The sequence below is a fragment of the Mesorhizobium loti R88b genome (assembly GCF_013170845.1).
In the GTDB taxonomy this organism is placed as follows: domain Bacteria; phylum Pseudomonadota; class Alphaproteobacteria; order Rhizobiales; family Rhizobiaceae; genus Mesorhizobium; species Mesorhizobium loti_B.
This window is the reverse complement of sequence record NZ_CP033367.1, coordinates 2,614,151-2,634,548: the sequence shown is the minus strand read 5'-3', so window position 1 is coordinate 2,634,548 and position 20,398 is coordinate 2,614,151. Positions and strand designations below refer to the sequence as shown.

Below are 20,398 nucleotides of genomic sequence, written 5' to 3'. Positions count from 1 at the left end.
GCATGGTCCGCGCCCGAACGCCACCGCAACCGAGAGCTCCCCGTTGAACGAATATTTCCTGCTGCCGCTGGCCTCGCTGCCCTTTCCCCAGATCAACCCGATCCTGATCCAGATAGGGCCGCTGGCGGTGCACTGGTACGGCATCGGCTACATCGTCGGCATCCTGTTTGCCTGGTGGTACGCCAAGCGGCTTGCCGCCAATCCGAAACTATGGCCCGGCGGCATCCTGCCGATGAAGCCTGAGGACCTCGACGATTTCATCGTCTGGGCGGCCATCGGCGTCGTGCTGGGCGGCCGCACCGGCTACATCCTGTTCTACGACCTGGCGCGTTACATCGCCCACCCGCTCGACATCTTCGCCGTCTGGCAAGGCGGCATGTCGTTCCATGGCGGCCTGCTCGGCGTCATCCTGGCCATGACGCTGTTTTCCATCAAGCGCGGCATCCGCACCTGGTCGCTGTTCGATGTCGTGGCCGCCGGGGTGCCGGTCGGGCTCGGCCTCGTGCGGGTCGCCAACTTCATCAATTCCGAACTCTGGGGCCGGCCGACCGATATGCCCTGGGGAATTGAGTTCCCCAATGGCGGACCGTTCACCCGCCATCCCAGCCAGCTCTACGAAGCGTTCCTCGAAGGCATCGTGCTGTTCCTCGTGCTGCGCATCCTCACCCATTCGCGCCTCAAGCTGAAGACGCCGCGTTTCGTCGGCGGCGCCTTCATCTGCGGCTACGGCCTGTCGCGCATCTTCGTCGAGTTCTTCCGCGAACCCGACCAGCAGCTCGGCTACCTCCTCGGTACCAACTGGCTGACCATGGGCATGATCCTGTCGACGCCGATGGTGCTGGCCGGCATCTGGGCGATGGCGACAGCCAAGCCGGTGCCGCAACCCCAACCACAGGCGACATGACGCGGCTGAAGACCCGCATCGTCGACCTGATCGAGGCGCTGGGTCCCCTTCCCGTCAACGAATACATGGCGCTCTGCCTGTTCGACCCAGCGGACGGCTACTACACGACGCGCGAGCCGTTCGGCGCTGCCGGCGACTTCATCACCGCGCCGGAGATCAGCCAGATGTTTGGCGAACTCGTCGCCGTCTGGCTTTACGAGGCCTGGGCAGCGATCGGCCGGCCGATGCCGGTCACCATCGCCGAGATCGGCCCCGGCCGCGGCACGCTGATGAAGGATATGCTGCGCACCCTGTCGCGGCTTGATCCCACGCTGACGAATGGTGCGACCTTCGCCCTGATCGAGACCAGCCCGCGCCTGACCGAAATCCAGAAACAGACGCTTGGCGCGACACCCCTGGCGATTGGCTGGCACCAGACCATCGAGACCTTGCCGCAACAACCACTCTTGATCGTCGGCAACGAACTGTTCGACGCAGTCCCGATCCGCCAGTACGTCCGCGCCGGCGCCGGCTGGCGCGAGCGCATGGTCGGGCTGGACGACGAGGACGCCCTGCGCTTCTTCGCCGGCGCCGGCTCGGTCGACCCGACGCTGCTGCCTGTCGACGCGGCTGAAGCGCCGCAAGGCGCGATCGTCGAGGTCGCGCCCGCCCGCACCGCGCTGATTGCGGCTATCGCCGAGCGCATAGCCCGAAACAGCGGCGCCGGGCTATTCCTCGACTATGGCCATCTGCAACCGGGTGTCGGCGACACGCTGCAGGCCTTGCGCCGGCACAATCACGAAGATGTCCTGGCCAATCCCGGCGAAGCCGACCTCACCTCGCATGTCGATTTCGCTTCCCTTGCCGCGATCGTGCGCGCGCAGGGCCTCGACGCCCATCTGTCGACGCAGGGTAATTTCCTGCTCGGCATGGGCATTCTCGAGCGCGCCGGCCGGCTTGGCGCCGATGCCGGCCAGGCGGCCCGCGACACGATCGCCGATGCCGTCGAGCGCCTCGCCGGCCCCCAAGCGATGGGCGAACTGTTCAAGGTGCTTGCCGTCGTGCCGCGCGGTGTGACCATCCGTCCTTTTACCACGGCGGATTGACTTTTCACCGCTGCCCCTCCCAATCTCCCGTCCGATAAAAGAGCGGCCCGACCGCCGGCCGCTTTTTCTTGACGAAACCGCCCACACGGACAACAACGCCCGCATGCTTAATCAGACCAAACCGGATCCCGTTCGGTCGCCGCTGCTGGACAAGGCGCAGGCACAAGGCATCCGCCACGGCTATTTCACCCGCACCGGCGGCGTCTCGACCGGAATCTACCAGGGCCTCAACATCGGCACCGGATCGGATGACGACCAGACGCTGGTCGCCGAGAACCGCGCCCGCGTCGCCGCCTGGATGGGCGTGCCGGCGAGCCATCTGTTGACCGCCTGGCAGATCCATTCGCCTGACGTCATCATCGCCCGGGAACCCTTCGCCGGCGAACGCCCCAAGGCCGACGCCGTCGTCACCGACCGGCCAGGCATAGCCATCGGCGCCTCGACCGCCGATTGCGGCCCGGTGCTGTTCGCCGATGCCGGGGCGCGCATCATCGGGGCAGCGCACGCCGGCTGGAAAGGCGCCTTTACCGGCGTGCTGGAAAACACCATCGCCGCCATGGAAAGCCTGGGCGCCCGCCGCGAAAACATCGTCGCCGTGCTCGGCCCCTCGATCGGCCCGGACAATTACGAGGTCGGGCCGGAATTCGTCGCTCGTTTCGTCGAGGCCGACGCTGAAAATATCCGATACTTCGCACCCTCGGCCAAAGCCGGCCATGCCATGTTCGACCTTGTCAGTTACACGGTCGACCGGCTGGCCAGGGCTGGCGTGACGGCTGAGGGCCTTGGCCGCTGCACCTATGCCGAGGAAGAGCTGTTTTACTCCTACCGGCGCACCACGCACCGCAAGGAGCCCGATTACGGCCGGCAGGTTTCGGCCATCGTTTTGGAGAGTGAATAATGGCGCTGCATTTTGAACGATCGGAATTTGACGCGCGGCGCGACCGGCTGATGATCGAGATGGCCGAGAAGAAGCTCGACGCCATCCTGCTGTTCGCGCAAGAAAGCATGTACTGGCTGACCGGCTATGACACGTTCGGCTTCTGTTTCTTCCAGTGCCTGGTGGTGAAGGCCGACGGTTCGATGGTCCTGCTCACCCGCTCGGCCGACCTGCGCCAGGCCCGTCACACCTCGATCATCGACAACATCGTCTTGTGGACCGACCGTAATGGCGCCAACCCGGCGGTCGACCTGCGCAATCTGCTCAACGATCTCAATTTGCTCGGCGCCCGCATCGGCGTCGAATACGACACGCACGGGCTGACCGCCTTCAATGGCCGGCGACTGGACGAGCAGTTGCAGACTTTCGGCCAGATCGCCGATGCGTCCGGCATTGTCGGCCGGCTCCGCCTGTTCAAGAGCCCGGCCGAGATCACCAAGGCCGAAAAGGCCGCCAACCTCTCCGACGAGGCATTGGATGCGGCGCTGCCGCTGATCAAGCAGGGCGGCGACGAAGCCCTCATCCTGGCCGCCATGCAGGGCGCGGTCTTCGCCGGCGGCGGCGATTATCCGGCCAACGAGTTCATCATCGGCTCCGGTGTCGATGCGCTGCTCTGCCGCTACAAGGCCGGCCGCCGCAAGCTCACCAAGAACGACCAGTTGACACTCGAATGGGCCGGCGTCTTCCATCATTACCACGCGCCGATGATGCGCACCGTGCTGACCGGCAAGGTGTCTAAGCGCCATCAGGAACTGTTCGACGCCGCCCGCGCCGCCCTTCTCGCCGTCGAAAAGGCGATGATGCCGGGCAATACATTCGGCGATGTCTTCGACGCCCACGCCCGCACCATGGAGGCGCACGGCCTGACCAAGCACCGGCTGAACGCCTGCGGCTACTCGGTCGGCGCCCGCTTCACGCCGTCCTGGATGGACATGCCGATGTTCTACCAGGGCAACCCGGAACCGATCGCGCCGAACATGACGCTGTTTGCCCATATGATCATCATGGACTCCGAGACCGAGACGGCAATGACGCTCGGCCGCACCTACCTGACCACTGAATCCCAGCCGAAGCCGCTGTCCCGCCATGATCTCGACTTGATCGTACAGTGAATCCATAATGGGAGGCGTTCTTCGCCAAGGAGTTAGAAGGCAAATGAGACGATCGCATGTGACGACCGTGTCATTGCTTGTGGCATTGGCTCTTGCCGCCTGCACCAACACAAAGGACGTTCTGGAACCTTCCGCCATCACCCCGCCGGCGACTTCGGGGCCGGCGACGCCGACCGCTCAGGGCAGCGCGGCCACGGTCACGTCGCCCGCCGCCCCGGCCGCCACCACCACGGCCGGCGCAACCACCACCGCACCGGCCACGCCGGCCCAGACCGCCGCTATCCTCGCCAAGACCCGGCTGCAGATCGCACCGATCGTCGGCGCTTCGGTGGAAGCTGCCACGCCGCTGACAGCGGAACTGCAGACGCGCGCCAAGCAGCGCGGCATCACGCTGGCCGGCAGCCAGGACCAGACCGCGACCCATGTGCTTAAGGGCTATTTCTCGGCGCTCACGGAAGGCAAGGACACCACCGTCATCTATGTCTGGGACGTCTACGATCCCTCGGGCAATCGCCTCCACCGCATCAACGGCCAGCTGAAGGCGCCTTCGGTCAATTCCGCCGGCGGGAGCGCCGACAGTTGGAAGGGTGTCTCGCCAGCCACCATGCAGGCCATCGCCGACCAGACCATCGACCAGTTCGCGGCATTTCTCAGCGGCAAGGCCAGCTAGCAAGTGTTGCAAGCCGGTGATGGTACCTGGGCTTTCCCTGTGTTAGCCGGCGGATTCCCCATCTGAGCACTTGCAATACCGGCGCGGGCCGCTAAAAGCCCGGTTAAAGGGCGCAGGCGAGTCCGCCAGGTCTCGCTATCCTCCACCAGGAACGGTGCATGAAACTCTTCGCGGGCAATTCCAACAGAGTGCTGGCCGAAGCGGTCGCCCGTTATCTCAATGTCCCCTTGGGAAAGGCCAGTGTCAGGCGCTTCGCCGACCAGGAAATCTTCGTCGAAATCCAGGAGAACGTGCGCGGCGAGGATGTCTTCATCCTGCAATCGACCTCGTTCCCGACCAACGATCACCTGATGGAACTGCTCATCATGATCGACGCCTTCATGCGCTCCTCGGCCAAGCGCATCACGGCGGTCATCCCCTATTTCGGCTATGCGAGGCAGGATCGCCGCGCCTCCGGCCGCACGCCGATCTCGGCCAAGCTGGTCGCCAACATGATCACCCGCGCCGGCGTCGACCGCGTTCTGACGCTCGACCTCCATGCCGGCCAGATCCAGGGCTTCTTCGATATCCCGACCGACAATCTGTTTTCGGTGCCGGTCATGGCGCGCGACGTGAAGGCGAAATACAAGCAGCTCGGCAACGTGGTTGTCGTATCACCCGACATCGGCGGCGTGGTCCGTGCCCGGGCGCTGGCCAAGCGCTTCGACGCACAGCTCGCCATCGTCGACAAGCGCCGTGAGCGGCCCGGCGAATCGGAAGTCATGAACATCATCGGCGCGGTCGCCGGCAAGGACTGCCTGCTGATCGACGACATCGTCGATTCCGGCGGCACGCTGTGCAACGCCGCCGATGCGCTGCTGGCCAATGGCGCCACCAGCGTCACCGCCTACATCACCCACGGCGTGCTTTCGGGCGGCGCGGTCGCCCGCATCAGCGGCTCGAAACTGCAGGAACTGGTGATCACCGATTCCATCCAGCCGACCCAAGGCGTGCTCGACGCGCCCAACATCCGCGTCATCTCGATCGCCGACCTGATGGGCGAAGCCATCTCGCGCACCGCGACCGAGGAATCGGTGTCGAGCCTCTTCGACTAAACCCCTGACGACAGCAATCTGGTTGCCGCACCGGGCACCGCCCGCCGCGAGCCTTCACCGTTTTCGCGTGCGCCGCGCATATAGCCACGCGGCGACGCGCCCAGCATGCGCTTGAACATGGTGATGAAGGCCGGCACGCTGTCATAGCCGAGATCGAGCGCAACCCGGGTGATCGGCTCGCCATCGGCGAGCCTTGGCAGTGCTGCAAACAGGCAGGCCTGCTGGCGCCATGTCGACAGCGACAGGCCGGTCTGGCGCTGGAAAGCGCGCGTGAAGGAGCGCCGGCTCATGCCGACGGCATCGGCCCATTCGTCGATGGTTGCGTGTGGCGAAGGTGCCGCGACGAAGCGCCGACAGAGCGCCGCCAGTTTGGGATCGGACGGGAACGGCAGGCCAAGCGGCCGTTCGGGCAATTGCGGGATCTCATGCAGGAGAAGGTTCATGATCAGGCCCCCGCGCCCCTCCAGTTCGCCGCCCTGCGGCAGCTTCTCGGATTCCACGATCAGGCTGTGCATCAGGTCGGTGACACCGACGACGCGCATGCCCTCCGGCAGACCAGGGATCGCCTGCGGCATGACATAGACCGAGCGCATCGAGACATCGCCCAGCATCTCGACGGAGTGTTCGATGCCGGCCGGAATCCACATCGCATGGTCGGGCGGCACCATCCAGCGTCCATGCCGCGTCGTCACCAGCACGACGCCGACCAGCGCATGCAGCAGCTGGCTGCGGCTGTGGTGGTGGTGCGGCACGTGGTAGCCGTCCGGATATTCGGTCGGCAACACCACCGCCGGTCCAACGGCCTGCTCGAGCCACTGCCAACGCAGCCCGTGCAACCGTTCGAGATCGGTGTGGCCGGCGCCAAAAATCTCCCTGTCCTGCGGCATCATCGTGCTCAGCTGGCCCACTTGCGAAACTATTGGACCAAACCACGAAAGAAGTCGTCCCGCAAGCAGCTTATAAGGCTGCCGGCGGGAGAGCGTCCCGCCAATTACCCTGCGGGGCTGAACGCCCCGCTGCGCCACCCTGCGGCATTGTCCGCCAAAAAGACCACGGAGCCACCCTTGACCGATACGACAGCAACCGGCGTCGCGCCCTCCGCGACCACCAGTCAGGCTTCAGCCCAGGCGACGGCCTTCACCGTCATCCTGGCGGTGAGCTTCTGCCATTCCATCAACGACATCATGCAGTCGCTGCTATCGGCCATTTACCCGCTCCTGAAAGAGAATTACGGCCTCGACTTCTGGCAGATCGGCCTGTTGACCTTCACCTTCCAGGTCACGGCATCGCTGCTGCAGCCGATCATCGGCATGGTCACCGACAAGCGGCCGATGCCTTATTCCCTGCCCTACGGCATGGCGTCGTCCTTGATCGGGCTGGTCGTGCTGGCTTATGCGGGACACTACTATTTGCTGCTGATCGGCGCCTCTCTGATCGGCATCGGCTCGGCGATCTTCCATCCGGAATCCTCGCGCATCGCCCGCTTCGCGTCGGGCGGCCGGTTCGGCCTGGCGCAATCGCTGTTCCAGGTCGGCGGCAATTTCGGCCAGTCGATGGGGCCGCTTCTGGCTGCCTTCATCGTCGTGCCCTTCGGCCAGACCAGCATCGCCTGGTTTGCCGTCGGCTCGCTGATCGGCATCATTGTGCTCTGGCAGGTCGGCGGCTGGTACAGCCGGCTGCGCGCCGCGCAAGGCAATCGCAAGGCGGCAAGCTTCGTCTCGCCGTTCCCGCGCCGCAAGGTGATGAACGCATTGATCGTGCTGACCCTGCTGGTGCTGAGCAAGAACGCCTATATCGCCAGCCTCGCCAGCTACTACACCTTCTATTCCATCCATAAGTTCGGCGTTTCGGTGCAGATGTCGCAGGTCATGCTGTTCCTGTTCCTCGGTGCCTCGGCGCTCGGCATCCTGCTCGGCGGCCCGTTCGGCGACCGTTACGGACAGAAGGCGATGATCTGGTTCTCGATCGTCGGCGTGCTGCCCTTCACGCTGGCGCTGCCCTACGCCAATCTGGAATGGACGATGGTGCTGACGGTGCTGATCGGGCTGATCCTGTCATCGGCCTTCTCCAACATCGTCGTCTTCGCGCAGGAACTGGTGCCGGGCCGCGTCGGCATGATCGCCGGCATCTTCTTCGGCTTCGCCTTCGGCATGGGCGGCATCGCCGCCGCCGTGCTCGGCGTCGTCGCTGACATGAAGGGCATCGATTTCGTCTTCCAGATCTGCTCGTATCTGCCGTTCCTGGGCCTGCTGACGGTGTTCCTGCCCAACATGAAGGAAGCCCGCAAGGCGCAGGCAGCGATCAGCTAAAATCAGCTGATCTTGCGATTTGACGCGGAGGGCGTGGCAACTGCCACGCCCCCCGCGATTGTTTCACCTTACGCCGGGTGAAAAGCCTGTTAGAAAATCGTGGGATTCCAGCACTGACCCATGCGCAGGACGGGGAGAAGGCAATCACTATGTCCAGACTGAAAGGCAAGGCCGCGTTGATCACCGGCGGCACCAGCGGCATTGGCCTGGTGACGGCGCGACGTTTTATCGAAGAAGGCGCGCGCGTCGCCATCACCGGCACCAATGCGGGCCGCCTCGAGGAGGCGCGCAACGTCTTGGGCGGCGATGTGCTCGTCATCGCCGCCGACGCTGGAGATGCCGCGGCCCAAGCCGACATCGCACGGCAGATCGGGGAGACCTTCGGCAGGCTCGACGCCCTCTTCCTCAACGCCGGGATCGCCGATCTGCGCCCGCTTGGCGACTGGACGGAAGCGGCGTTCGACAGGAGCATCGATATCGACCTCAAGGGGCCGTACTTCCTGGTCAAGGCGCTCGTTCCGCTGTTTTCGAACCCGTCGTCGATCATCCTCAGCGGCTCGGTCAACGCGCATATGGGAATGGCCGGAACACACGTCTATGCACTGGCCAAGGCCGGCATGATTTCACTCGCCCGGACGCTCTCCGGCGAGCTGATAGGGCGCGGCATCCGCGCCAACGTGATCAGCCCCGGCCCGATCGACACGCCGCTCAATGACAAACTTGGGCTGGACCCGGAAGCGGCTAAAGCGCGCGCGAAAGCGGTGGTCGGCCTGGTGCCCGCCGGCCGTTTCGGAACCGCCGAGGAAATCGCCAACGCGGTGGTGTTTCTGGCCTCGGACGAATGCCAGTTCATGGTTGGTGCGGAAATGCTGATCGACGGCGGCCTGAGCATCGCCTGAACCCGGATACGAAAACACCCGCCGGATGGCGGGTGTTTGTCTATCCCAACGGAAAGGCCTTATGCCTTGAAGAAGGCCAGCAGGTCGTCGTTGATGACATCGGCATGGGTTGTCGCCATACCGTGCGGAAAACCCTTGTAGACCTTGAGCTCGCCCTTCTTGAGCAGCTTGACCGACAGCAGCGCCGAGTCGGCGATGGGCACGATCTGGTCGTCGTCGCCATGCAGGACCAGCACCGGCACGTCGATTGCCTTCAAATCTTCGGTGAAGTCGGTTTCCGAGAAGGCCTTGATGCAATCATAGTGCGCCTTGGTGCCGCCCATCATGCCCTGGCGCCACCAATTCTCGACGACAGCCTGCGAGACTTCGGCACCAGGACGGTTGAAGCCGTAGAACGGACCGGCTGCAACATCGTGGAAGAACTGGGCGCGGTTGGCCGCCTGGGCTGAACGAAAGCCGTCAAAGACTTCGATCGGCAGGCCACCGGGATTGGCAGCCGTCTTGAGCATGATTGGTGGCACCGCGCCGATCAGCACCGCCTTGGCGACACGGCCGCCTGAACCGTATTTCGCGACGTAGCGCGCCACCTCGCCACCACCGGTCGAATGGCCGACATGGATGGCGTTCTTGAGGTCGAGATGTGCGGCAAGTTCCGCGACATCGGCGGCGTAGGTGTCCATCTCGTTGCCGACATCCGTCTGCGTCGAACGGCCATGGCCACGCCGGTCATGGGCAATGACGCGGTAGCCTTGCGCCAGGAAGAACAGCATCTGGGCGTCCCAGTCGTCGCTGCTCAATGGCCAGCCATGATGGAAGACAATGGGCTGACCGGTTCCCCAATCCTTGTAGAAGATCTCGGTTCCGTCCTTGGTGGTGATCGTGCTGCTGCCAGGCTTGGTCATCTCAATCTCCATATTGATTTCGCGATAATCAATATCGCGACAACAATATGGCTAACGCAGATCGAAACCCTTGTCTACAAGAATATATATCGCGATATCATTTTTCGTGGTACATATCCAAAACGCTCAGTCGGCAAAGGAATGCGTCGTGCCTCTCCCGTTGGACAACCAGCTCTGTTTCACGCTCTATGCCACCTCAATGGCGATCAACCGCACCTACAAGCCGATGCTGGACGAGATGGGCATCACCTATCCGCAATATCTCGTGCTGAACGCGCTTGCTGAGGCCGACGGCATGTCGGTCGGCAGCATCGCGCACCGGCTTGCCCTGGAATCGAGCACCATCACGCCACTGGTCAAGCGCATGGAACAGGCTGGCCTGGTCACCCGCCAGCGTAGCCAGACCGACGAGCGCCAGGTGCAGGTCGACCTGACCGCCTCAGGGCGCGCGCTGCTGGTCCAGTGCAATTGCCTGAACGAAACCCTGATCGAGCGCTCCGGCATGACGCTGGCTGCGCTCGACGCCCTGAACCGGCAGATCCAGACGTTGCGCTATGCGCTGAGCGGCGACCGGTAGCCACGGCCCTTGCCCGCCATGGCTTGCACCTTCGGCTGCCTTCCGCTATAGAGCCGCCACCCGCGTAGACACCCTTGGAGGCAACGCGGCGGAAAGCCGCCTCACCCGGCGGCTTTCGACGTTTACGGTCCAGGCAATCTGCCCTCCGCAAACGCTCCATAACACGCGAAAGGAAAAGCCATGAGCCACGATACTTACGAGCTCAAGGCCGAAGCGCGCGAACAGGTCGGTAAGGGGTCCGCCCGTGCAGTTCGCCGCAACGGTAAAGTGCCTGCAGTAATCTATGGTGACAAGCAGCCTCCCCTGGCTATCTCGCTCACCTACAAGGACATTTTCTACAAGATCCATGGCGGCGGGTTTCTGACCACGATCGCCACGATCGATGTCGACGGCAAGAAGATCCAGGTCCTGCCGAAGGATTTCCAGCTCGACCCGGTCAAGGATTTCCCTGTCCATGTCGACTTCCTGCGCATCGGCAAGGACACCGAAGTCAATGTCGACGTGCCTGTCCACTTCATCAATGAGGACAAGTCGCCCGGCATCAAGCGCGGCGGCGTGCTCAACATCGTGCGTCACGAAGTCGAGTTCCACTGCCCGGCCAATGCGATCCCGGAATTCATCACCGTCGATCTCACCGGCGCCAACATTGGCGATTCGATCCACATCTCGGCGGTCAAGCTGCCGGCCGGCGTCAAGCCGGTCATCTCCGATCGCGACTTCACCATCGCGACCATTGCCGGCTCGTCGGCGATGAAGCCGGAGACGGAAGAGACGGTTGAAGTGGCTGCACCTGAAGCGGCTCCTGCCGCCGAAGAGAAGTAACTATTTCACGCCCGGAGCAGACGATGCTTGTATTTGCAGGCCTCGGCAATCCGGGCGCGAAATACGCCAACAACCGGCACAATGTCGGCTTCATGGCGGCGGACGCTATCGCCCGCCGCCATTCCTTTTCGCCCTGGTCGAAGAAATTCCAGGGCCTGATCGCCGAGGGCACGCTCGGCGGCGAAAAGATCATCCTGATCAAGCCGCAGACCTTCATGAACCTGTCCGGCCAGTCGGTCGGCGAAGCACTGCGTTTTTACAAGCTTGAGCTGTCCGCGCTCACCGTCTTCTATGACGAGATCGATCTCGCCGAAGGCAAATTGCGCATCAAGACCGGCGGCGGCGCCGGCGGCCATAACGGCATCCGCTCGATCGACGGCCATGTCGGCAACGCCTATCGCCGCGTGCGCATCGGCGTCGGCCATCCCGGCGTCAAGGAGATGGTCCAGCATCATGTGCTCGGCGATTTCGACAAGGCCGACCGCGAATGGCTCGATCCTTTGCTCGATGCGGTCGCCGACAACGCCGCCATGATCGTCAAGGGCGATGAATCCGGCTTCATGAACAAGGCAGCGCTTGCCCTCCAGGGCAAGGCGATAGCCGAGCTGGAAAAGCCGGCGCAGATGCAGGCCCCCAAACAGCAGAGCCACATCCGCCAGGCGCGGTCGCAGCAAGCACCCGCCAAGCTGCCCGAGACCGGCCCGATGGCGGCGATGCTGAAGAAGCTATTCGGCAAGGACTAGGCCTTGATTGGAGCATTCTCATGGGATGCAAATTAGACGTTGAGGGCGAGAAGCCCGCTATCAATCCATCCAGGGATGTCGTCGCGGCAGCCGTTGACCGCATGACTCCAGATGGCGGACCTGGGTTCCTCATCCTGACGGCCACCAATGGCAACTATGCCCAAACTGCAGGCGGCAACGGTGCTTTCACCGTAGAATGGCGAGAATACGCGAATGGTGCGTTCAAACATTGGGTAGCGGGACGAGCCGCCGATAGGTCGAGCGGCCAAGTCGCGATAGCGACAAACGGCTTTAAGGTAACCGTGAACGCCAACGAGAAGCTGACATCCGCAGAGGCCAAGTCAATCCTGTGTACATTCTGCGATGGGGACGAACGCCCCAGTCGGTTTTGGTGGCGTGATGTCACCGATCGGTTTCAATGATCTGGTGCCAACGCAGCTAGGGCTTGACGTTCCTCACTGCTTACGCCCATAGCCTCATCAAATTTCGCTTTTCCCGATAGGACCGACACAATGGGTTTCAAATGCGGCATCGTTGGCTTGCCCAACGTCGGCAAGTCGACGCTCTTCAACGCGTTGACCAGGACGGCGGCGGCGCAGGCCGCCAACTATCCGTTCTGCACCATCGAACCGAACACCGGCGAGGTCGCGGTGCCGGATCCGCGCCTGCAGAAGATCGCTTCGATCGCCAAGTCGAAGGAGATCATCCCGACCCGCATCTCCTTCGTCGACATTGCCGGCCTGGTGCGCGGCGCCTCCAAGGGCGAAGGCCTGGGCAACCAGTTCCTCGCCAACATCCGCGAGGTCGACGCCATCGTGCATGTGCTGCGCTGCTTCGAGGATGACGACATCACCCATGTCGAGGGCAAGATCGACCCTGTCGCCGACGCCGATACAGTCGAGACCGAGCTGATGCTCGCCGACCTCGACAGCATCGAGCGCCGCATCGTCCAGATCCGCAAGCGCGCCGGCAGCAAGGACAAGGAAGCGACATCAGTGCTGCCAATGATGGAGGCCGCACTCGAGCTTCTCCAGGCGGGCAAACCGACCCGCATCCTGCTCAAGGGCATCTCGGCGGAGGATCTGCGCATCCTGCAGGGGCTGAACCTCTTGACCTCGCACCCCGTGCTCTATGTCTGCAACGTCGCCGAGGCCGACGCTGCCACAGGCAATGAGCACACCAGGGCCGTGGAGAAGATGGCGACCGCCCAAGGTGCCGGCACCGTGGTGATCTCGGCCGCAATCGAGGCCGAAGTCGCCCAGCTCTCGGACGAGGAAGAGATGGAGTTCCTGTCCTCGCTCGGGCTCGACGAGCCTGGCCTCAACAAGGTCATCCGCGCCGGCTACGACCTGTTGCATCTCATCACCTATTTCACCGCCGGGCCGAAGGAGACGCGCGCCTGGACCATCCACAAGGGCGACAAGGCCCCGCAGGCGGCCGGCGTCATCCACACCGACTTCGAACGTGGCTTCATCCGCGCCCAGACGATCGCCTACATCGACTACATCACGCTGGGTGGCGAAGTGGCGGCCAAGGAAGCCGGCAAGGCACGCGACGAAGGCAAGGAATATGTCGTCCAGGACGGCGACGTCCTGCTGTTCAAATTCAACACCTGACGCAGCGATCCAGGCATGCCCGGCAGCCTGTTCGAATCCGACCTGCCGGAAGGTTTGCGCATCGGTGGCTATCACTGGAGCCGGCAGACCATCGGCCGGTCGAACGCCGGGGTGTTTCGGCTCACGGGCGATAACAAGCCCAGCCTGTTCCTGAAGATCGAAGAAGCTGGGCTATTTGCCGAAGTCGCCGCCGAGGAAGCCCGGCTGCGTTGGCTTGCCGGGCAAGGCATTGCTTGCCCCGCGATTATTGCGTTCGAGCACCATGCCGGTCGCCACTGGTTGCTGATGACCGCGCTTCCTGGTCAAGATCTGGCCTCAGCCGGCGCCACCGATGCCGCTTCGTCGGTCGCAATCATGGCCGACGCGCTGCGTGAGCTTCACGCAATCGATGCCGGATCGTGTCCGTTTGATCACCGCTTGCAGCACCGGATCGCCGAGGCGCGGGCTCGCCTCGAGGCTGGCACGGTCGATGAAAGCGACTTCGACGACGAGCGGCAGGGAATGACCGCGGCGGAAGCCTTTGCACAACTGGCCGCGTTGAAGCCCGCAAGCCAGGATATCGTCGTCACGCATGGCGATGCCTGCATGCCGGACTTTGTCGCGGCCAGTAAGCGCTTCAGCGGCTTTGTCGACTGCGGACGGCTGGGTTTGGCGGATCGCCATCAAGACCTGGCACTCGCCTGCTGGAGCATTCGGCACAACATCGGCGAGCGATGGGTGCAACCCTTCCTGGACCGGTACGGCTTCATCGGGGTCGATCCCTCCCGGCTGTCCTATTATCGACTGCTCGACGAGTTTTTCTGAGCGGCCGGGGCCAGACTGACAGCAGCCGGGGCCTGTCTTGATTTTGTCATGCCACGGGTCTAAGCGGCAGCCACACGCTCGGCGCATACGACGAGGAGCCGTGCAATCCGATACCAGACGTCAATGGCAGAGGAAATCTGGCGATGATCAAAGCCTTTGTCGTCGACAATGATCGCCTGCGCCTCACCGACGATCTGCTGACCGATGGCGACAGGGTCGTCTGGGCCGATCTGATCAATCCGACCAAGGAAGAAGAAGCCACCATCGAAGCCTGGCTCGGCGTCGCCATCCCGACCCGCGAGGAGATGGAAGAGATCGAGATTTCCAGCCGCCTCTACATCGAGGACGGCGCCTACTTCATGACCGCCACTTTGCCGGCGCAGACCGAGGTCGACGATCCCTTGATGTCGCCGGTCACCTTCGCGCTTGCCGGCAAGAGGCTGATCACCATTCGCTACCATGAACCGAAGGCCTTCAAGACCTTCCGGCTGCGCGCCGAGAAGGTGGCGACCGGCTGCACCAGCGGCGATACCATCCTGATCGGCCTGCTGGAGGCGATCGTCGACCGTCTTGCCGATATCCTTGAGCGCGCCGGCCGCGACATCGAGGCGATTTCGCGCGACATTTTCGAGGCCCGCTCGACCAAGGTGTCGAAGCGCAACCGCGACTTCCAGGAACTGCTGAAAGCCATCGGCCGCAAGGAAGACATCGCCTCTTCCGTGCGCGACAGCCTGATCTCGCTGCAGCGTCTTGCCGGCTTCCTCGCCCATGTCGCCACCCAGACCAAGATGAGCAAGGATGTCCGCGCCCGCATCAAGACACTGTCGCGCGACGTGCTGTCGCTTGCCGACCACGCCACCTTCCTGTCGCAGAAGATTTCCTTCCTGCTCGACGCCACGCTCGGCATGATCTCGATCGAGCAGAACGCCATCATCAAGATCTTCTCGGTCGCCGCCGTCATCTTCCTGCCGCCGACGCTGGTCGCCTCGATCTACGGCATGAATTTCGACATCATCCCCGAGCTCAAATGGCAGCTCGGCTATCCCTTCGCCATCGGCCTGATGATCCTGTCGGCGATCCTGCCCTTCTGGTATTTCCGCCGCCGCGGCTGGCTCTGACCGCTGCCGCCGGTGCCGGCGCCCTCTCGCTGGCTTATCAGAAAGGACTTGACCAAATCGCCCGTGGCCTGCATCCGGATTTGCCGATCCACCCGGATCGTACGTTCTGCAGGGATGCCAGACCATGACGGCGAAGACATTGGCCTATGAGGATTTCGTCGAGGGTGCCTCGTTCGACCTCGGCACCAAAGAGGTAAGCGCGGCCGAGATCATCGAATTCGCCAGCGAATTCGATGCCCAGCCGATGCATCTCGACGAAGAGGCCGGCAAGGCCAGCATCCTGGGCGGCCTGTCGGCTTCGGGCTGGCACACCTGCGCCATGTTCATGCGCATGCTGTGCGATGCCTTCCTTTTGGACTCCACCTGCCAAGGTGCGCCCGGCGTCGATCAGGTCAAGTGGAAGAAACCGGTGCTGGCCGGCGATACGCTCAGAGGCAACCTGGTCGTGCTGGCCAAGCGTCTGTCCCGCTCGAAGCCGCAACTCGGCTTCGTCACCATGCGCAGCGAGCTGGTCAACCAGCGTGGCGAAAGCGTCTTCGAGCTTGAGAATTCCGTCATGTTCCTGACTCGTGATGCCGCGGGGTATCAGGCATGACCCTGGACGAATTCTTCCGCATCGGCATCACGGTGACGCTGGGCTCGCACACATTCGAGCCCGAGGCGATCAAGGCGTTTGCCCGCAAATACGATCCGCAGGTTTTCCATATCGACGAAGAGGCCGCCAGGAAGAGCGTACTCGGCGGGCTCTGCGCCTCCGGCTGGCACACCGCCGCCACATGGATGAAGCTCAACCTCGAGGCCCGCATGGACGCCGAGGGGGCCAACTGGAACGGCCCCGGTCCAGTCCCGGAATTCGGCCCCTCGCCCGGCTTCAAGAACCTGAAGTGGCTGAAGCCGGTCTATGCCGGTGAGACCGTAACCTTCTCGCGGACAGCCCTTTCCCACCGCCCCATCGCCTCGCGCCCTGGCTGGCGGATGCTGGCACTGCGCGCGGAAGCTTTCGATTCGACCGGCGACAAGGTGCTGGAGTTCGACAGCGCCGTGCTGGTGAAGACGGAGTAGGGCGGAGCTTCTTCCTTCTCCCCGTTCACGGGGAGAAGGTGCCCAACGGGCGGATGAGGGGCGGCGCCAGCGGTAGTGTCTAGAACTCGACCGTCGTACTTACCCCTCACCCTGCTTCGCTCGCGTTGCTCGCTTTGCTTCCCTCTCCCCGTAAACGGGGCGAGGGAGAAAGATCTAATGCCCCTCAAACCCGATCAGCGTCCTCACCGGCACGCCAAGGGCCTCGAGCTTCTTGCGCCCGCCCAGATCCGGCAGGTCGATGACGAAGCAGGCGGCGAGAATATCGGCGCCGATCTGGCGCAGCAGCTTGACTGCCGCTTCCGCCGTGCCACCGGTGGCAATCAAATCATCGACCAGGATCACCTTCTCACCGGGCGCAACGCCGTCCTTGTGCATCTCCATCTCGTCCAGCCCGTATTCCAGGCTGTAGGCGACGCGCACGGTCTCATAGGGCAGCTTGCCCTTCTTGCGGATCGGCACGAAGCCGGCCGAGAGCTGATGGGCAACGGCGCCGCCAAGGATGAAGCCGCGCGCCTCGATGCCGGCGATCTTGTCGATCTTCTGCCCGGCGTAGGGATGCACCAGCTCGTCGATGGCGCGGCGAAAGGCGCGCGCATTGCCGAGCAGCGTGGTGATGTCGCGAAACAGGATGCCGGGCTTCGGATAGTCCGGAATGGTGCGGATGGCGGCGAGCAGCGTGTCTTCAAGTGAGGATTTCATGGATTGAGATTACCTGAATCGGAGGTTCTTGCGCGACAATTGTTCGATCGAACTGCAGCCCATCAGCTTCATGCCGCGTTCGATCTCGATCCGCATCTGCTCGAGCGCCCGCTCGACGCCAGGCTGGCCGGCGGCCGCCAGCGGAAACAGATAATAGCGCCCGACCCCGACCGCCTTGGCGCCGAGCGACAGTGCCTTCAGCACATGCGTGCCGCGCTGCACGCCGCCATCCATGATGACATCGATCTTGTCGCCAACCGCATCGACAATCTCGGCAAGCTGGTCGAACGCCGCCCTTGAGCCATCCAGCTGCCGGCCGCCATGGTTGGACAGCACGATGCCGCTGCAGCCAATGTCGACGGCGCGCCTGGCATCTTCCACCGACATGATGCCCTTCAGGCAGAACGGCCCCGACCACAGCTTGACCATCTCCGCGACGTCGTCCCAGGTCATCGACGGATCGAGCATCTCGGTGAAATAGCGGCTGATCGACATCGTGCCGCCGCCCATGTCGACATGCTCGTCGAGCTGCGGCAGCTTGAACCCCTCATGGGTGAAGTAGTTGATCGCCCAGCCAGGCTTCAGCGCGAACTGCAGCATGCCGGCAAGATTGAGCTTGAAAGGAATGGCAAAGCCGGTCCGCTTGTCGCGCTCGCGGTTGCCCCCGGTGATGCTGTCCACGGTCAGCATCATCACTTCGACGCCCACCGCCTTTGCCCGCTGCATCATCGCCCGGTTGAGGCCACGATCCCGGTGGAAGTAGAACTGGTAGACCTGCGGGCTGCTGCTGATCTTGCGCGCTTCCTCGAGGCTGACGGTGCCGAGCGAGGAAACGCCAAACATCGTGCCATACTTTGCCGCGGCTTTGGCGACCGCGCGCTCGCCCTGATGGTGGAACAGCCGCTGCAAGGCTGTCGGCGAGCAATAGAAGGGTAGCGCCAGCTTCTGGCCCATCACCGTCACCGACATGTCGATTTCGCTCACCCCACGCAACACGTTGGGAACAAGGTCGCAGGTCTCGAAGCTTTCGGTGTTGCGGCGATAGGTGACTTCATCGTCGGCAGCGCCATCGATGTAGTTGAAGATCGGCCCCGGCAGCCGCTGCTGTGCCATGCGCCGGAAGTCGGAAAAGTTGTGACAGTCGCGTAGCCGCATCATCGATTTCCAAATGCCATGCCGGCCAGCCTTCGCCGCCGGAGCGTCGAATACCAATCGGATGCCGCCGTGCCAACGGCCTAATTGCCGAACTCACCCCTTGGTGGGACTGTGAACGAAAAAGGGGCGCCAGAAGCGCCCCTTCCCGTCGGCAACCGACTGGTGACGACTACATGCCGAGATCGGAACGAAGCTCGGCCTTGGCCACATCATATTCGGCCTTGAAATCGTCCCGGTTGAGCAGCACCGCGGCAATGACGCTGCCCGAAATCTTGCCCATCTCGACGTCCGATGGGTAATGGATGCCGCCGACCACGCGGTTGTGCGCGTATTCGGCCGCGCGCGCCATGATCTCGGCGCGCTTCTCGGGAACCATGTCGGCCAGGATGATGCCCATCATGGTGCCGACGGTGGCGTGGCCGGACGGCCAGGAGCCGGAGCTCGACAGCTTGACCGCCGGCTTGACGAGGTCGCTGAGCTGGTGCGGACGCGGACGCTTCCAGACATCCTTGGCCGGATCGACGACGGCGCCTTCGGTCTCGACCACGCGATCGAAGAAGGCGCTGAACTTCGGCAGCTTGTCCTTGGTAAAATTCGGCCCCATCACATTGGCGAAGCGCCAGACGTTCTCCTCTGCATCGGCAACGGCGCTGGCCACCATCTCGGGCGTGCGCGTCACCTGCAGTGTCAGAACCTCACCGAGTTCGGCCTTGGTCTCAGCCGAATCGTTTGCCGGCGGTGGCGGCAGAATCATCGTCAGGTCGATATCCTTGTTGGTGACGAAGGGTTTTGCGTCTTCGGCCTGGGCGGCCGAGCCGATGACCAGCAACAACAGACCCGCGGCGAGCGATGCATATTTCTTCATGGGGGCAATCCTTTGTTTGAGAATGCCGCAGGATCATCAGATGCGATGACGGCCATGTGACATCACGGCCCCGGAAATACGAAAGGGCGCCAAGAGGCGCCCTTTCGTATTCCTGTACAGCTCTGGCGCGATTTAGTGCGCCACGCCTTCCCATACCTTCCGCTTGACGAGGTAGACCAGCCCGCCGAATATCAGGAGGAAAAACAGCACGTTGACGCCGGTATGCTTGCGGGCCTCCATGTGCGGCTCGGCCGCCCACATCAGGAAGGTCGAGACATCGCGGGCGTATTGGTCGACGGTCTGCGGCGAGCCGTCATCATAGGTCACCTGGCCGTCGGAGAGTGGCTTGGGCATTTTCAGCGACACGCCGGACATGAAGTACGGATTGTAGTGCGTGCCCTCGGGGATGACCATTCCGGCAGGCGGCGTCTGGTCATAGCCGGTCAGCAACGAATGGATATAGTCCGGGCCACCCGCGTCATACTGCGTGAAGATGTCGAAGACGAACTGCGGAAAGCCGCGCTCGACGCCGCGCGCCTTGGCCAGCAGCGACATGTCAGGCGGAGCGGCGCCGCCATTGGAGGCGGCAGCGGCCTGCTCGTTGGCGAACGGCGCCGGAAAATAGTCCGACGGCTTGCCGGGGCGGTCGAACATTTCGCCGGCATCGTTGGGGCCGTCATGGATGGTATAGGTGGCTGCCAGCGACTTGATCTGTGCATCCGAATAGCCAAGGCCCGTCGGGCCTTCCAGCGTGCGGAACGCCACCAAATTCATCGAATGGCAGGCCGAGCAGACTTCCTTATAGACCTTCAGGCCGCGCTGCAGCTGGCCCTTGTCGTAAGTGCCGAACGGGCCGGTAAAGCTCCAGCTCATTTCCTTCGGCTCGTTGATCGGGAAATGCGTCGGTGCCGCCGCGTTGTGTGCTTCTTCGGCCGCGAACGCCGCACCGCCGGCGGCCACAAGGCTGATCAGCGCCAGCGAGGTGAGAATCTTTTTCATGCCAA

At 63.2% G+C, this 20,398-nt stretch carries 22 protein-coding genes; 16 read left to right on the top strand and 6 right to left on the bottom strand.

The features are described 5' to 3' along the window. Nucleotides 1-43: 43 nt before the first annotated feature. The 6 genes from lgt to EB235_RS12680 all read left to right on the top strand — a co-directional run bounded on the left by lgt (nucleotide 44) and on the right by EB235_RS12680 (nucleotide 5,802). A complete protein-coding gene (lgt, locus tag EB235_RS12705) occupies nucleotides 44-904 on the top strand; it encodes a prolipoprotein diacylglyceryl transferase (protein WP_027030634.1) in 861 nt (286 codons plus the stop codon). Further along, nucleotides 901-1,989: a class I SAM-dependent methyltransferase gene (locus EB235_RS12700; protein WP_027030635.1), complete on the top strand. Its 1,089-nt coding sequence runs from the start codon at nucleotides 901-903 to the stop codon at nucleotides 1,987-1,989. Before lgt ends, EB235_RS12700 begins: the two co-directional genes overlap by 4 nt. A 103-nt stretch (nucleotides 1,990-2,092) precedes the next feature. Next, nucleotides 2,093-2,887, top strand: coding sequence for a peptidoglycan editing factor PgeF (gene pgeF, locus EB235_RS12695; protein ID WP_027030636.1), 795 nt, complete (start codon nucleotides 2,093-2,095; stop codon nucleotides 2,885-2,887). Beyond that, nucleotides 2,887-4,038, top strand: coding sequence for a M24 family metallopeptidase (locus EB235_RS12690; protein ID WP_027030637.1), 1,152 nt, complete (start codon nucleotides 2,887-2,889; stop codon nucleotides 4,036-4,038). The genes pgeF and EB235_RS12690 overlap by 1 nt, the downstream gene beginning before the upstream one ends. Nucleotides 4,039-4,081: 43 nt before the next feature. Next, a complete protein-coding gene (locus EB235_RS12685; protein ID WP_027030638.1) occupies nucleotides 4,082-4,708 on the top strand; it encodes a hypothetical protein in 627 nt (208 codons plus the stop codon). A 158-nt stretch (nucleotides 4,709-4,866) separates the two neighbouring features. Continuing rightward, nucleotides 4,867-5,802 carry a ribose-phosphate pyrophosphokinase gene (locus tag EB235_RS12680; RefSeq protein ID WP_015316090.1) on the top strand — a complete coding sequence of 312 codons (936 nt, stop codon included), beginning with the start codon at nucleotides 4,867-4,869 and terminating at the stop codon, nucleotides 5,800-5,802. Here EB235_RS12680 and EB235_RS12675 read toward each other — a convergent pair. After that, the gene (locus EB235_RS12675) at nucleotides 5,799-6,689 is read right to left on the bottom strand and encodes an AraC family transcriptional regulator (RefSeq protein ID WP_027030639.1); all 891 of its coding nucleotides are present in this window, start codon (nucleotides 6,687-6,689) and stop codon (nucleotides 5,799-5,801) included. The two genes, EB235_RS12680 and EB235_RS12675, sit on opposite strands and share 4 nt — an antisense overlap. A 177-nt stretch (nucleotides 6,690-6,866) precedes the next feature. Between EB235_RS12675 and EB235_RS12670 the strand changes: the two genes are divergently transcribed. Together EB235_RS12670 and EB235_RS12665 are read left to right on the top strand one after the other, a co-directional pair. Next, nucleotides 6,867-8,111 (top strand): MFS transporter, encoded by a 1,245-nt coding sequence (locus EB235_RS12670; RefSeq protein WP_032925519.1) that lies wholly within the window; start codon nucleotides 6,867-6,869, stop codon nucleotides 8,109-8,111. 149 nt (nucleotides 8,112-8,260) lie between these two features. Continuing rightward, nucleotides 8,261-9,010 carry an SDR family oxidoreductase gene (locus EB235_RS12665; protein WP_027030641.1) on the top strand — a complete coding sequence of 250 codons (750 nt, stop codon included), beginning with the start codon at nucleotides 8,261-8,263 and terminating at the stop codon, nucleotides 9,008-9,010. Between the two features lie 59 nt (nucleotides 9,011-9,069). Here EB235_RS12665 and EB235_RS12660 read toward each other — a convergent pair whose 3' ends face one another. Next, on the bottom strand, nucleotides 9,070-9,912 hold the full coding sequence (locus EB235_RS12660; protein WP_027030642.1) for an alpha/beta fold hydrolase: 843 nt from the start codon (nucleotides 9,910-9,912) through the stop codon (nucleotides 9,070-9,072). Between the two features lie 148 nt (nucleotides 9,913-10,060). Between EB235_RS12660 and EB235_RS12655 the strand changes: the two genes are divergently transcribed. The 8 genes from EB235_RS12655 (at nucleotide 10,061) to EB235_RS12620 (ending at nucleotide 16,654) form a co-directional block, all read left to right on the top strand. Continuing rightward, nucleotides 10,061-10,489 carry a MarR family winged helix-turn-helix transcriptional regulator gene (locus EB235_RS12655; protein WP_027030643.1) on the top strand — a complete coding sequence of 143 codons (429 nt, stop codon included), beginning with the start codon at nucleotides 10,061-10,063 and terminating at the stop codon, nucleotides 10,487-10,489. Between the two features lie 180 nt (nucleotides 10,490-10,669). Beyond that, nucleotides 10,670-11,311 (top strand): 50S ribosomal protein L25/general stress protein Ctc, encoded by a 642-nt coding sequence (locus EB235_RS12650; RefSeq protein ID WP_027030644.1) that lies wholly within the window; start codon nucleotides 10,670-10,672, stop codon nucleotides 11,309-11,311. Between the two features lie 23 nt (nucleotides 11,312-11,334). After that, nucleotides 11,335-12,054: an aminoacyl-tRNA hydrolase gene (pth, locus tag EB235_RS12645; RefSeq protein ID WP_027030645.1), complete on the top strand. Its 720-nt coding sequence runs from the start codon at nucleotides 11,335-11,337 to the stop codon at nucleotides 12,052-12,054. A gap of 512 nt (nucleotides 12,055-12,566) precedes the next feature. Further along, a complete protein-coding gene (gene ychF / locus EB235_RS12640) occupies nucleotides 12,567-13,670 on the top strand; it encodes a redox-regulated ATPase YchF (RefSeq protein ID WP_027030647.1) in 1,104 nt (367 codons plus the stop codon). Nucleotides 13,671-13,685: 15 nt separating this feature from the next. Further along, the gene (locus EB235_RS12635) at nucleotides 13,686-14,474 is read left to right on the top strand and encodes an APH(3')-II family aminoglycoside O-phosphotransferase (protein WP_027030648.1); all 789 of its coding nucleotides are present in this window, start codon (nucleotides 13,686-13,688) and stop codon (nucleotides 14,472-14,474) included. A gap of 143 nt (nucleotides 14,475-14,617) precedes the next feature. Then, nucleotides 14,618-15,592: a magnesium/cobalt transporter CorA gene (corA, locus tag EB235_RS12630; protein WP_027030649.1), complete on the top strand. Its 975-nt coding sequence runs from the start codon at nucleotides 14,618-14,620 to the stop codon at nucleotides 15,590-15,592. Nucleotides 15,593-15,716: 124 nt separating this feature from the next. After that, nucleotides 15,717-16,187: a MaoC family dehydratase gene (locus EB235_RS12625; protein WP_027030650.1), complete on the top strand. Its 471-nt coding sequence runs from the start codon at nucleotides 15,717-15,719 to the stop codon at nucleotides 16,185-16,187. Beyond that, nucleotides 16,184-16,654: a MaoC family dehydratase gene (locus EB235_RS12620; protein WP_027030651.1), complete on the top strand. Its 471-nt coding sequence runs from the start codon at nucleotides 16,184-16,186 to the stop codon at nucleotides 16,652-16,654. The genes EB235_RS12625 and EB235_RS12620 overlap by 4 nt, the downstream gene beginning before the upstream one ends. A gap of 174 nt (nucleotides 16,655-16,828) precedes the next feature. Here EB235_RS12620 and EB235_RS12615 read toward each other — a convergent pair whose 3' ends face one another. The 4 genes from EB235_RS12615 to EB235_RS12600 all read right to left on the bottom strand — a co-directional run bounded on the left by EB235_RS12615 (nucleotide 16,829) and on the right by EB235_RS12600 (nucleotide 20,393). Continuing rightward, a complete protein-coding gene (locus EB235_RS12615) occupies nucleotides 16,829-17,374 on the bottom strand; it encodes an adenine phosphoribosyltransferase (protein ID WP_027030652.1) in 546 nt (181 codons plus the stop codon). Between the two features lie 9 nt (nucleotides 17,375-17,383). Then, nucleotides 17,384-18,529 carry an alpha-hydroxy acid oxidase gene (locus tag EB235_RS12610; RefSeq protein WP_027030653.1) on the bottom strand — a complete coding sequence of 382 codons (1,146 nt, stop codon included), beginning with the start codon at nucleotides 18,527-18,529 and terminating at the stop codon, nucleotides 17,384-17,386. A 169-nt stretch (nucleotides 18,530-18,698) separates the two neighbouring features. Further along, nucleotides 18,699-19,394 (bottom strand): acid phosphatase, encoded by a 696-nt coding sequence (locus tag EB235_RS12605; protein ID WP_027030654.1) that lies wholly within the window; start codon nucleotides 19,392-19,394, stop codon nucleotides 18,699-18,701. A gap of 132 nt (nucleotides 19,395-19,526) precedes the next feature. Next, nucleotides 19,527-20,393: a cytochrome c1 gene (locus EB235_RS12600; RefSeq protein WP_027030655.1), complete on the bottom strand. Its 867-nt coding sequence runs from the start codon at nucleotides 20,391-20,393 to the stop codon at nucleotides 19,527-19,529. Between the last annotated feature and the right edge of the window lie 5 nt (nucleotides 20,394-20,398).

Coding starts and splice junctions, on each gene's coding strand:
- EB235_RS12680 (WP_015316090.1), top strand. CDS start 4,867: ATGAAACTCTTCGCGGGCAATTCCAACAGAGTGCTGGCCGAAGCGGTC.
- corA (WP_027030649.1), top strand. CDS start 14,618: ATGATCAAAGCCTTTGTCGTCGACAATGATCGCCTGCGCCTCACCGAC.
- EB235_RS12625 (WP_027030650.1), top strand. CDS start 15,717: ATGACGGCGAAGACATTGGCCTATGAGGATTTCGTCGAGGGTGCCTCG.
- EB235_RS12700 (WP_027030635.1), top strand. CDS start 901: ATGACGCGGCTGAAGACCCGCATCGTCGACCTGATCGAGGCGCTGGGT.
- EB235_RS12690 (WP_027030637.1), top strand. CDS start 2,887: ATGGCGCTGCATTTTGAACGATCGGAATTTGACGCGCGGCGCGACCGG.
- EB235_RS12685 (WP_027030638.1), top strand. CDS start 4,082: ATGAGACGATCGCATGTGACGACCGTGTCATTGCTTGTGGCATTGGCT.
- pth (WP_027030645.1), top strand. CDS start 11,335: ATGCTTGTATTTGCAGGCCTCGGCAATCCGGGCGCGAAATACGCCAAC.
- EB235_RS12665 (WP_027030641.1), top strand. CDS start 8,261: ATGTCCAGACTGAAAGGCAAGGCCGCGTTGATCACCGGCGGCACCAGC.
- EB235_RS12610 (WP_027030653.1), bottom strand. CDS start 18,529: ATGCGGCTACGCGACTGTCACAACTTTTCCGACTTCCGGCGCATGGCA.
- EB235_RS12635 (WP_027030648.1), top strand. CDS start 13,686: ATGCCCGGCAGCCTGTTCGAATCCGACCTGCCGGAAGGTTTGCGCATC.
- ychF (WP_027030647.1), top strand. CDS start 12,567: ATGGGTTTCAAATGCGGCATCGTTGGCTTGCCCAACGTCGGCAAGTCG.
- EB235_RS12660 (WP_027030642.1), bottom strand. CDS start 9,912: ATGACCAAGCCTGGCAGCAGCACGATCACCACCAAGGACGGAACCGAG.
- EB235_RS12620 (WP_027030651.1), top strand. CDS start 16,184: ATGACCCTGGACGAATTCTTCCGCATCGGCATCACGGTGACGCTGGGC.
- EB235_RS12600 (WP_027030655.1), bottom strand. CDS start 20,393: ATGAAAAAGATTCTCACCTCGCTGGCGCTGATCAGCCTTGTGGCCGCC.
- EB235_RS12615 (WP_027030652.1), bottom strand. CDS start 17,374: ATGAAATCCTCACTTGAAGACACGCTGCTCGCCGCCATCCGCACCATT.
- EB235_RS12675 (WP_027030639.1), bottom strand. CDS start 6,689: ATGCCGCAGGACAGGGAGATTTTTGGCGCCGGCCACACCGATCTCGAA.
- pgeF (WP_027030636.1), top strand. CDS start 2,093: ATGCTTAATCAGACCAAACCGGATCCCGTTCGGTCGCCGCTGCTGGAC.
- EB235_RS12650 (WP_027030644.1), top strand. CDS start 10,670: ATGAGCCACGATACTTACGAGCTCAAGGCCGAAGCGCGCGAACAGGTC.
- EB235_RS12605 (WP_027030654.1), bottom strand. CDS start 19,394: ATGAAGAAATATGCATCGCTCGCCGCGGGTCTGTTGTTGCTGGTCATC.